We start from the raw sequence: 8757 nt of genomic DNA on the forward strand, positions 1-8757 counted from the left end.
AACTATGAGCATTAGTTTGCTATTTTTAATTGGAAATGTGCAAACCGTGAAAAAGCCCGGAATACGTGGAAACGTAGTATTCACGGGCTTTTTCGGGGTTTTCAGGTCTATGCAGGATATTCAATATTAAGTACTCCCCCACACCTCAAGCGCCTTGAAGTGGGTTATGACCTACGCACCTTGGTAAAATAAGCCAAGGCCAAAAACACAAGAAAAACAAAACCTCCTAATTCTATTGCAAGACGCATCAATGCATTGTCCTCGAAAACCAAGGCGGCCACGCTAGATGGCTCTGGACTCTCAATTACCCGGCATACTGCCGTCCACCAAAGTAAGCCAAATCCCCATGCTGCTAATGGTAGATACTCTGGCTGCAAATACGCGACAGACAGGACTAAACAACTACAAACAATCACGCAAGCGCTAGAAATATACACAACTGATGCACTATAACCGTTAGCGATTGACAAAGTAGCAAACAAATAGACAAGTAGGAAATTGAAAAAAAATATGGATGTAACTGCAAATCTTACTAATTCACGCATGCGCCCTCCCTTTTGAATTTAACGCTTGATAAATACTAAGTCCAAATTTTTTTTTTGCAAGGTACAAGTACCTGAATTCGCGTGTAACCAACAAAATATTAAAACAACTGTCCAAGTAGTTCCTCTTGCCAGTTCATTATCACCAATTCCTTGCTTGTCTCTGGCTGGCCATGGGTGTTTGACACGCTGTACTTAATATCCAGACCCATCATGTGCAACCCGTTAAACGCTTCCCTGATGGCTGGATGATCGTTGATACTGACCATTACCTTACCCTTGCAAGTCCGCATGAATTCGGCCATTTGCACATAGTTTTCATAGCCAAATTCAACGCCGTAACCCTCTGTTTCCCAATATGGCGGGTCGCAGTAGAAAAACGTATGCGCCCGGTCATATCGCTTCATGCAGTCCAACCAGGACAGGTTTTCCACATACGTGCCAGCCAGGCGCAAATGGGCTGCGCTCAGGGCCTCCTCGATGCGGCACAGGTTAATCGGTGATCCTGTCGTGGCCGTGCCAAAGTTCTGGCCAGTCACCTTACCGCCAAATGCGTGCTGCTGCAGGTAGTAAAACCTGGCAGCACGCTGGATATCCGTTAAAGTTTCCGGGATAGCTGCCTTTTGCCATTTGAATATTTGGCGGCTGCTAATTGCCCACTTAAACTGCCTTACAAACTCTTCCATGTGGTGCTGGACGACCCTATACAGGTTCACCAGTTCGCCATTGATGTCGTTGATGACCTCGGTCGGCGCTGGCACTGGCCGCAAGAAATACAATGCAGCGCCACCACAAAACACCTCGACATAACACTCATGTTTCGGGAAAAGCGGTATCAATTTATCCGCCAGCCTACGTTTGCCACCCAGCCAAGGGATGATTGGATTCGTCATTCTCTGCTACTCCTGGTGACGCTCCTGGGCGTTCAGGTATGGCACTCGTGGCGCTCAATTCATTTAATGCTTTACATCTAGGACACTTAATACTGAGCCTGGTGTATTCGCCAGCCCCTAGTTTTTTACTACACTTTCCACATCGTATTTCCTGCATTTAACGCTCCGTGATAACATGCGCCCCACCTGTACAGGTGGCAGGGCCGTGGTTTGAGCGCAGTGCATGCTGCAATCAGATGACTTGATCAGTGTTCGCGCACTGGTCAGGTCGCTCTGTTCTAAACGTCGATATTCACTACCGTTAAATCTGGGGCTTCCCCCTCTATCACGCCATCCTTAAAAAACACTTTCGTATTCAATGTTGCCGGGCCTCTGGCCGTTACTTGCGCGCCTCCAGGTAGTTCTATGATGTTGTGACCTGGCCGGATTGCAATCACCTTACCTACGAGTAGTGGCGGCGCTGGTATCAGGTCTTTGAAAACTTTATAAATATTAGCCATGGGTTTGCACCTCGATAGTCTGGCGAAGCTTTGACTGCTCAGCGCTGATTGAAACACCTTTGACGATGCCCATCACCTCGGCGCTGTCCACATAGCGTGTCATTTTGCCAGGCATGATAATTCCCGACTCTTGCAATACAGGCAGACTCAACGAGTAGCTTGCATTGCGGCCTGTATCAGCCAAGATAGAAATGCCACGCTGCCGGGCGGGTGCGCTATCGGTGATCAGGGCATCGGTAACCATAGGAGCCAGCTTGTCTCCAGCGGAACCAGCGCGTTTAACGTAACCAAGGATGCCGCCTGCTGTCGCGCCACTCACATACACGGCGTTATAGTCTGGCTTGTCCGTCCAGCTTATAGACTCCCTTGTGACTGCTGCGGACGGTAATTCAATATCCGGCGTGGCGCTGGCCCACTCCCAGGGCTTAACCGGGTAACGCGGCAAAATCCGCAGTGTCAAGGCTGTAGGGTCAGGCTGTATAAATGCGCCTGCTGCATTGGCGATAGTCGTCAATGCAGACATATAGCTGCCCTGGTGACTCCAGACGCCTGCAGGGACTAACCAGTCATCGATACGCCAATCTACAGACCAGCCTATAGGCACACCATTAATCATCAGGGCGTCATTCGTCAATTGCTGTGCTGTGCGCTCGATGTCGTTCTTAAACGTCAGGATAGGGCTATACGGGTCTGCAAGCATGGCTGACAGGCCACGGCCACTGATGGATATGGTGGATTTGCCAAACACCTTTTCGCGCTGGATATCCTCTGCCAACAAAGAAAACTTTTGCCCGTTGACTGATGCCTCCAGGATCACCTTATCGCCAGCGTGGCCAGGCTCGACCAGCGCCAATGCAGATGCTGGCATCGATGTCGAAAACGACCATGTCCAGCTATCCATATCAATCTGCATTTGCAGGGTCGTGGCGGGCAGGATGTAATTGCCTTCGACACGTCTTAACTGTACGTCGTTAAGCATGATGTAAGTCCTTTTAACGGGTATGACGATGGTATTCACTGGCGGCGCTGTGCGCTCACAAGAAAACACCAGGCTTGTGGAATTCGACCAGGCTGCAGCAAACAGCAACTCAACAGCGTTGCCAGGTGGCGGCACGTAGCAAGGGGGTTTAACGGGTGGCAGTACCTCTGCCGCTTTGCCTGGCGGCGGCTTCCTGGCCTTCTGAAAACCTGACCTACCTGTCACCTGCAATGCGTCAGCGTCCTGGAAGCCGTCCCGCGCCTGCACCAGGTTGCGCCTTGCATCTCCCCATCCCGATAAGCGGCTGGCCCTTGCAACAGGTTGCATAGACTGGAATGCGGACAGCCTTTCCGTCTTCACAGACCGTGCCTCTTGCCAGCTTGTCCTGGTCGTCGTCCTTGCCACTGGTGACATCGATGCGAAGCTGGTCAGCCTGCCGATCTCGACATGTATCGCTTCTGCATGGCTGGCCGTTGTACTGGCTCGGTTCCCTATCAAGGTATGCGCCAGTTTGACCTGGCCACGCGCAAACAATGGTTTGGCTATGGCCTTGTACGCTTCTGCCTGGCTGCTGAGTTCAGTAAAACCTTGTTTTCCTGCAGACGCATTTGCACCCGCCGTCTTGGCAGACTCGCCCAACCCGGTGATTTCCTTGGCTAAGGCCGAGACTCCATTCAGTCCCTCGACCAGGGCTTTAATTTTCAGTTCCAGGACTGTTGACATTACTTCAGCTCTCCAAAATGCTTTACCACTGCTTTAACGCTATCCTCGTCACCTCTGGTCGCAACCAGCATCAAGTGGAATAGCTCACTGTCCCGCTGGTTCTTGAACCGGGCCACGCTGCTGACGAATGCCTTGAACTGCGGCCAGGTGTATTCCAGGATGTCTGTCAGGCTGTGGCCTGCGGCGATGAGGGATTGGATGCTGTCTGCCCAATGGCTTTCAGTGCCTGTGCGTTGTCTTTTACCGCTGTACTGAGCGTTCCGATTGTTTGCAACAGGCGTGGCAGAACGCGCTGGATAAAAAAATCGATATTGACCTCCAGCAAAGCTGTTAGCAAAGTCACGGCGTCGTCAATGTCCAGCCCATCGACCCAGTCACGCGGCTTGTTTGCCAGGACAGATAGCAGGTTTAAGCTGTCGTCAGTGTGCGCAATAACCAGATTGAGCATGTCAAGCTTTGAGCCTTGAGCATTTCCCATCAATACGTAAGCAATTGGCTGGACGGCGGTTAAGACCAAAGGAAGGCGACCAACTTTAAACGGCTGAATCGGCAATGATTCACCCGCAATGATGATTGTTTTAACGGTAGGAATGACCTTGCTCAGGTCATCTTGTGGTGGTGTGTTTTCTGCTGTTGACATGTTCGCTCCTGGTTGTTTGGGTAAGTGCAACCAGTGTAGAGAGCAAACAAAAAGCCCATCAGTTGATGGGCTTCAGTAGGATGCATGCCGTCTAGTGACGGCTTTTTTTAAGCGGTCGATACCTGGAGTATTCGTCCGAATCGGCCCATTTCACCATCGGCGGGCTTGGTGCTGTCAATCAGGACTTCAGCGCTGATTTTCATATCGCCTTGCTTCTCAGTGATCAGAGCCAGTTCTTTCAATGGTTCAGTTTTCAACCTGTACAGCTCTACTATGATGGGTGTGCCGCCCTGTGCCAGATTAATGCCTTCATAGCGGAAGTAAACATCATCAGGAATCTTGCTGAATATCGATATTGAGTTCACTCCGCCATGTGTATAGGCTACTTTAAGCGGCTCGGTTAAGCCTGTGGCATCCTTGATTGTTATCGCTCCATAGACTGCTTCTACATCATACTTGCTTGAATTCAGTGTCACGGGTGTAGCAGAAGAATCGGTGATTGTCACGGCTGAAACTTGAGGGTATTTCAGCGCTATTCGGTCACCGCTGAGCAAACCGCTTGGTAAAACCTCGCCTGTTACTGTCCCGTTCGCAATCAGGCTGTTCTTACCGAAGATCACCTGGCTGACGTTTTCAGGGCTGAAGTCCATCAGTGTCAAATCCAGATTGGCTTCCTTATCAAGCACCAGGCTCATGGATTTGCCACGCTCGCCAGACCAGGACTCTTTACGTTCGACCTTGGTTGTTTTAAAAGTGATTTTTGCTTCGTCAACGTCGCCGAGCCAGCGCAATGACTTTGGATTGCCGTTGGCGTCACGCAAGCCAAAGAATGTTTTACCCTGGCCCAGATAGTATTGTGGTTGGTAAGTCATGTTATGGACTCCTTTGTATTGTGGTCAAATCGTTTTACTTCTTGGCGTCTTTGTTGCTCTTGCCGTCTGGTTCCTTTTCCGGGTTGACCAGCTCACCCACGCCGACTGCAGCCAGCCATTCAGCGTCCATGGGCGACACTGTGATTTCTGCACCTGCCTCATATTTAACGCCTGCATGTGTGTGCGGCTTTTTGAGACGAACCACGACGTTTTGATTACTCATAAATCCTCCGTTAGGAATTAAAAACAAACTCTGCTTTAAAAACAAAAGGGTAGTAACCGTACCCATTTGCGTAATGTGGTGGAACCGGCCTGCCGCGCACCAGCGGTTTAACGGTGTCGTCTGGCTTCCAACCGCTGACAGCCCTTAACAGCGATGCAATCAATGGCCCAGCTAATCGCCTGGCACCTTCACCTGTGTTAACGGGGTCGGCGTCATAGACTGCCAGAATCACTGCCCAGAGCTGGGTGACAGAGCAGCCAGCCTGGCCTGTTGCATCCCGTCTATACCTGCATAATTGGTCAGCGCTGCCATCGTCAGCTTGGTAATGCGACCCGTATTTGCATCAAAATTAATTACGGGACTGATAAACCTGTACTCGCTGGTCTCGATGGCCAGGGCCGCTGCAGGCGTCCATTCCACGTCTATGGCAAACAGGCCGACTCCCTCGCGCCACTCAAGCGTCTTGAACCATCCTGCAGCGGGCGCTGGCTGGCCGTTCTTTTCTTTCCATAGGGTTTGATGGTCGTAATCGATTACTGCAGGGTTGCCACGGGCACCCGTTAACGCCGCTACGCGCAGGGCATCCAGCACGGCTAGCGCACTCTCGGCTAAGTCAACAGACCAACCAATCAGGCGACGCGTCCCGATATCGATAACGGATGTAATCTCTGGCCTGAATGGTCGGCCATGCATCGGATGCTGCACCTCCGCGTCAAAGGTGTGGCCGTCGGCGCTGTAAATGTCTGAGGGCAATAACTTGCTGAAGTCACGGCGCACGAATTTCTTGATTGTCTTGAGTTCGCGGTCACCCATGCGTCCGATTTGCCGGGAAACGTTGCCTACCTTGTCCAGAAATCGGCGCACCTGGTGAACGCTTGGCAGGTCGTCCTGGTACATTTTTGCAAATTGGCGGTAGGCGTGTTCCACCGTTGGTTTTTCTGGTTTTTGGTAGTGGCCCAGGAATGATTCTGCCCAAGCGGGGACATTCATGTCTTTTTCACGTTTCTTTGGGACTAGCTCGCCGCTTTTTTGATAAGCGACAAAGCGGGTCAGGCTCCGGTCAGATGGCATGCCATCTGGGCTGGAACGTCCACGACCATCCCTGGCCAATTTGAGCATGGCAATCAGTTGCGGGCTTGCCTCTTCTTTTTGCGCCAGACTGATCAAGTGCTTGGCAGCGCGTTTTAACGGGTACCCAGTGCGCTGCATAATTGCGTTTAACGCATCCAGAACACCTTTACGTGCGTCACCCGTTAAACTTTGAGCTTCGGTGTGCGCGATGGTCGTCTGTGGCTTGACCGCTGGCAGTGTTTGCGCTGGAATTGTCGCTGCTAGCTGTTTTGTTGCCACCTGACGGATGGTTTCCATGACATCTGCAGGAGGAGTGTATTCGCGACGGATGCCGCCACGGCCAGATAACTCAACAAACTTCCAAGAGTCTCTGGCTGCCAACAATATGACGTTAGCAACTGTCCCAGGCAGTCCCGGAAGCTTCATTCCAGCCAATTCTGCTGCCGTATACTTAGCTTTTACAGTGACCTGATTCATGCAGGCACACCAATTGCATATGCTTTTTTGACAGAATTGAGATGTTTCTTGGTCAGGTCGCGGGCTTCGCAGTCCTTTGCTGCTTGCAGCAAAGCTTTGGCAAAGGCGCGTACTGCTTCAGGACTCATTTCAACGTGTGGCCCTGGCATTTCGTCAATGACTACCAGCGGTTTGTTAAGGCGTGTTTCGGTCAAGGTGACTTGTAAAGTTTTCATGTTCTACTTTCAATCGCAATAGTTAAACAGTTCAAGTTCTGGCTCGGCAGCTTTGGTAACATTGCTGCGCTGGTAGGCCAGTTGCCCCAGAGTTGTAGTCAGCGCGGCCAAGGTTTGCTCTATGGCTTCGCCGTTTTGATAAAAGCGGGATAGCAGGGCCATGGCTTCAGAAAAGCAGGCTTGAACTTCGACCAGGTCGGTAACCTTGGCTGTTTTTCCGGCGGCGATGGCTACGACAACTTTGTCGCCATGCGCAAGGCACAGGTAATCACTCACAAAGGTTGTGCCGCAGAAGGCTTCAAACTGGCGTATGCGGTTCAGTGGCATGGAGGTTTCACCCAGCCAGCGATATAGGGTCTTGACCTCAACACCCATGAGGTCGGCCAGGACTTTGATGGGTCGGCGCTGTTCAGAACCGGCATATTCCACGCACAAGTCCATAGCCTCGCTCAGGCTTGTAGCTCTAACTGATTTCCAGCGTCTTTTTCGCAACGACATTTTCACAACTCCGCGAAACGTAAAGATGGTGTTAAGTCCAGTGACGGCCTATGATTCATTTCAAGCAACAGCGCACTGCAAAGTGCGAAGTGACTTGGTAGGAAGCGTTAAAACTGGCGTAAAATTCCGCCTCTCGTAGCGCAAAGGCCAGATTTCCTCTGGAGCGACTCCGATGGCAGCAGCAATAATGCTTTCTGCTTTTGGGTAGGGGCGGTCTAAGGCTGAGTTGATAGTTCTTTCAGCCAGGCCGCTTTGCACTGAGAGTTGGCGCAGCGACCAACCTTTTTTATGAAGCGCGGCGACGATATCCGCACGATGCCAATCGGCTTGCGCGGATTTTTTTGGGGCGTTTGATGCATCCATTGTTTTCCTCTTTGGGTTGGGTCAATGGATGCATGTTAAGTATATCGAAGTCTATTGTCAATAGACTTTTTAACGATATGCTTTAATTTTTCTCTTTCATTGGAAGAGTTTTTTTAAGTTATTGATTTATAAGGTTATTTGCCGTGAAAATAAACTCTATTGATTTTCTTATTTTCAATAGACTTAATCATGAATAAGTCTATTGACAAGGCAAATGCCTATTCAGCCTCTGAAATATTGGCAATGCATTTGCCAGGCCTGCCAACTACGATTGCGAACATTCATGCAAGAGCAAAGTCGGAAGGATGGCCTTACACAACGAAAGTGGGCCTTGGTGGAACTAGGAAACTGTATGAAGTACCTGGACACTATTTGACCGAGAAGAAGGCGGATCAAGCCTCAGGAGCGCCCTCTAGGCAAGAACCACATAATGTAGTTGGTGCTATAGCAGACGGCGAACAGGTCAATACTGCACGTCTGGCCTCGGCCATTCGCGCACTGGATGAATACCTGACTGAGAACAACCTGGTGATTGATGATCCTGATCGCAAAGCTGAGATTGTGACTTTCCTCTATAAGTACCTAGAGAAAAAGGCTAGCGAAGGTGATGTGAAGGAATTACTTCATTTAGTGACTGGCTAAGTGGTTCCTTATGCCGTATCACTTAGGTTCGCACTTGGAATGCGTTAATTTTTTCAACTCATTGATTTATAAGAGTATTTTATTTTTTTCATATTTCACAGTTACGTCTCACTTTAGAT

Annotated in this window: 14 protein-coding genes; 1 reads left to right on the forward strand and 13 read right to left on the reverse strand. The window is 50.3% G+C overall.

Going from position 1 to position 8757, the window contains the following annotated elements; all coding sequences use genetic code 11:
* Positions 1 to 164: 164 nt before the first annotated feature.
* From ACO0LN_RS28125 to ACO0LN_RS28185, 13 genes are all read right to left on the reverse strand, one after another.
* Positions 165 to 545: a hypothetical protein gene (locus ACO0LN_RS28125; RefSeq protein ID WP_422979678.1), complete on the reverse strand. Its 381-nt coding sequence runs from the start codon at positions 543 to 545 to the stop codon at positions 165 to 167.
* 98 nt (positions 546 to 643) lie between these two features.
* Positions 644 to 1435, reverse strand: a complete 792-nt coding sequence (locus tag ACO0LN_RS28130; protein ID WP_422979680.1) for a DNA adenine methylase — start codon at positions 1433 to 1435, stop codon at positions 644 to 646.
* Positions 1395 to 1592 carry a Com family DNA-binding transcriptional regulator gene (locus tag ACO0LN_RS28135; RefSeq protein WP_422979682.1) on the reverse strand — a complete coding sequence of 66 codons (198 nt, stop codon included), beginning with the start codon at positions 1590 to 1592 and terminating at the stop codon, positions 1395 to 1397. The genes ACO0LN_RS28130 and ACO0LN_RS28135 overlap by 41 nt, the downstream gene beginning before the upstream one ends.
* Before the next feature lie 121 nt (positions 1593 to 1713).
* Positions 1714 to 1935 (reverse strand): hypothetical protein, encoded by a 222-nt coding sequence (locus ACO0LN_RS28140; protein ID WP_422979684.1) that lies wholly within the window; start codon positions 1933 to 1935, stop codon positions 1714 to 1716.
* Positions 1928 to 3637 carry a hypothetical protein gene (locus ACO0LN_RS28145; protein ID WP_422979686.1) on the reverse strand — a complete coding sequence of 570 codons (1710 nt, stop codon included), beginning with the start codon at positions 3635 to 3637 and terminating at the stop codon, positions 1928 to 1930. The genes ACO0LN_RS28140 and ACO0LN_RS28145 overlap by 8 nt, the downstream gene beginning before the upstream one ends.
* A gap of 166 nt (positions 3638 to 3803) precedes the next feature.
* Complete coding sequence (locus ACO0LN_RS28150) at positions 3804 to 4277, reverse strand: hypothetical protein (RefSeq protein WP_422979688.1); 474 nt, start codon at positions 4275 to 4277, stop codon at positions 3804 to 3806.
* A gap of 107 nt (positions 4278 to 4384) precedes the next feature.
* Positions 4385 to 5149, reverse strand: coding sequence for a hypothetical protein (locus ACO0LN_RS28155; RefSeq protein WP_422979690.1), 765 nt, complete (start codon positions 5147 to 5149; stop codon positions 4385 to 4387).
* A 34-nt stretch (positions 5150 to 5183) separates the two neighbouring features.
* Positions 5184 to 5372: a DUF7210 family protein gene (locus ACO0LN_RS28160; RefSeq protein WP_422979692.1), complete on the reverse strand. Its 189-nt coding sequence runs from the start codon at positions 5370 to 5372 to the stop codon at positions 5184 to 5186.
* A gap of 10 nt (positions 5373 to 5382) precedes the next feature.
* Positions 5383 to 5604, reverse strand: coding sequence for a phage tail terminator protein (locus ACO0LN_RS28165; protein WP_422979694.1), 222 nt, complete (start codon positions 5602 to 5604; stop codon positions 5383 to 5385).
* A complete protein-coding gene (locus ACO0LN_RS28170) occupies positions 5601 to 6869 on the reverse strand; it encodes a phage protease (RefSeq protein WP_422979696.1) in 1269 nt (422 codons plus the stop codon). Before ACO0LN_RS28170 ends, ACO0LN_RS28165 begins: the two co-directional genes overlap by 4 nt.
* Positions 6870 to 6916: 47 nt before the next feature.
* Entirely contained in the window at positions 6917 to 7135 is a 219-nt protein-coding gene (locus tag ACO0LN_RS28175; RefSeq protein WP_422979698.1) for a hypothetical protein, read from the reverse strand.
* Positions 7136 to 7144: 9 nt separating this feature from the next.
* A complete protein-coding gene (locus tag ACO0LN_RS28180; protein ID WP_422979700.1) occupies positions 7145 to 7576 on the reverse strand; it encodes a hypothetical protein in 432 nt (143 codons plus the stop codon).
* A gap of 117 nt (positions 7577 to 7693) precedes the next feature.
* Positions 7694 to 7996 carry a helix-turn-helix domain-containing protein gene (locus tag ACO0LN_RS28185; RefSeq protein WP_422979702.1) on the reverse strand — a complete coding sequence of 101 codons (303 nt, stop codon included), beginning with the start codon at positions 7994 to 7996 and terminating at the stop codon, positions 7694 to 7696.
* A 189-nt stretch (positions 7997 to 8185) separates the two neighbouring features.
* On the opposite strand from ACO0LN_RS28185, the gene ACO0LN_RS28190 reads away from it, so the two are divergent.
* Positions 8186 to 8638, forward strand: a complete 453-nt coding sequence (locus ACO0LN_RS28190; protein WP_422979704.1) for a DNA-binding protein — start codon at positions 8186 to 8188, stop codon at positions 8636 to 8638.
* Positions 8639 to 8757: the final 119 nt, after the last annotated feature.

Origin of the sequence: Undibacterium sp. TC9W (assembly GCF_049339865.1) — a bacterium.
Lineage (GTDB): Bacteria > Pseudomonadota > Gammaproteobacteria > Burkholderiales > Burkholderiaceae_D > Undibacterium.

What these genes read in the sequence shown, in the direction of transcription:
- ACO0LN_RS28190 (WP_422979704.1), top strand. Translation starts at nt 8,186, where the DNA reads ATGAATAAGTCTATTGACAAGGCAAATGCCTATTCAGCCTCTGAAATA.
- ACO0LN_RS28155 (WP_422979690.1), bottom strand. Translation starts at nt 5,149, where the DNA reads ATGACTTACCAACCACAATACTATCTGGGCCAGGGTAAAACATTCTTT.
- ACO0LN_RS28150 (WP_422979688.1), bottom strand. Translation starts at nt 4,277, where the DNA reads ATGTCAACAGCAGAAAACACACCACCACAAGATGACCTGAGCAAGGTC.
- ACO0LN_RS28125 (WP_422979678.1), bottom strand. Translation starts at nt 545, where the DNA reads ATGCGTGAATTAGTAAGATTTGCAGTTACATCCATATTTTTTTTCAAT.
- ACO0LN_RS28185 (WP_422979702.1), bottom strand. Translation starts at nt 7,996, where the DNA reads ATGGATGCATCAAACGCCCCAAAAAAATCCGCGCAAGCCGATTGGCAT.
- ACO0LN_RS28180 (WP_422979700.1), bottom strand. Translation starts at nt 7,576, where the DNA reads ATGGACTTGTGCGTGGAATATGCCGGTTCTGAACAGCGCCGACCCATC.
- ACO0LN_RS28145 (WP_422979686.1), bottom strand. Translation starts at nt 3,637, where the DNA reads ATGTCAACAGTCCTGGAACTGAAAATTAAAGCCCTGGTCGAGGGACTG.
- ACO0LN_RS28135 (WP_422979682.1), bottom strand. Translation starts at nt 1,592, where the DNA reads ATGCAGGAAATACGATGTGGAAAGTGTAGTAAAAAACTAGGGGCTGGC.
- ACO0LN_RS28160 (WP_422979692.1), bottom strand. Translation starts at nt 5,372, where the DNA reads ATGAGTAATCAAAACGTCGTGGTTCGTCTCAAAAAGCCGCACACACAT.
- ACO0LN_RS28170 (WP_422979696.1), bottom strand. Translation starts at nt 6,869, where the DNA reads ATGAAGCTTCCGGGACTGCCTGGGACAGTTGCTAACGTCATATTGTTG.
- ACO0LN_RS28140 (WP_422979684.1), bottom strand. Translation starts at nt 1,935, where the DNA reads ATGGCTAATATTTATAAAGTTTTCAAAGACCTGATACCAGCGCCGCCA.
- ACO0LN_RS28175 (WP_422979698.1), bottom strand. Translation starts at nt 7,135, where the DNA reads ATGAAAACTTTACAAGTCACCTTGACCGAAACACGCCTTAACAAACCG.
- ACO0LN_RS28130 (WP_422979680.1), bottom strand. Translation starts at nt 1,435, where the DNA reads ATGACGAATCCAATCATCCCTTGGCTGGGTGGCAAACGTAGGCTGGCG.